The organism is Duganella violaceipulchra (assembly GCF_019166075.1).
Classification (GTDB): domain Bacteria; phylum Pseudomonadota; class Gammaproteobacteria; order Burkholderiales; family Burkholderiaceae_D; genus Rugamonas; species Rugamonas violaceipulchra.
In genome coordinates, this window is record NZ_JAHTGR010000159.1 from 1 (window position 1) to 343 (window position 343).

Sequence of the window (343 nt, forward strand, 5' to 3'; positions counted from 1 at the left end):
TTGATCTCTAAAAGATCAAATCTAAAGGGCTTACCCTTACATTTGAACTCTTGGTGGAGGATGACGGGATCGAACCGACGACCCCCTGCTTGCAAAGCAGGTGCTCTCCCAGCTGAGCTAATCCCCCATTGGGTAAGACTGGTAGGGCTGGTTGGACTCGAACCAACGACCCCCGCGTTATCAACACGGTGCTCTAACCAGCTGAGCTACAGCCCCAAATGCTGTTCTTTATTTCATTACAGTCGATAAGTGTGAACGCTTGAAGAAGAGTGCTACTCTAGAAAGGAGGTGATCCAGCCGCACCTTCCGATACGGCTACCTTGTTACGACTTCACCCCAGTCA

Annotated in this window: 2 tRNA genes and 1 rRNA gene; all 3 read right to left on the bottom strand. The window is 50.4% G+C overall.

Annotated features, from left to right (window positions below):
- Positions 1 to 51 precede the first annotated feature (51 nt).
- A tRNA-Ala gene (locus KVP70_RS33470) sits at positions 52 to 127 on the bottom strand.
- A gap of 12 nt (positions 128 to 139) precedes the next feature.
- Positions 140 to 216, bottom strand: a tRNA-Ile gene (locus KVP70_RS33475).
- 65 nt (positions 217 to 281) lie between these two features.
- Positions 282 to 343: ribosomal RNA gene (locus KVP70_RS33480) — 16S ribosomal RNA — on the bottom strand; the annotation flags it as partial.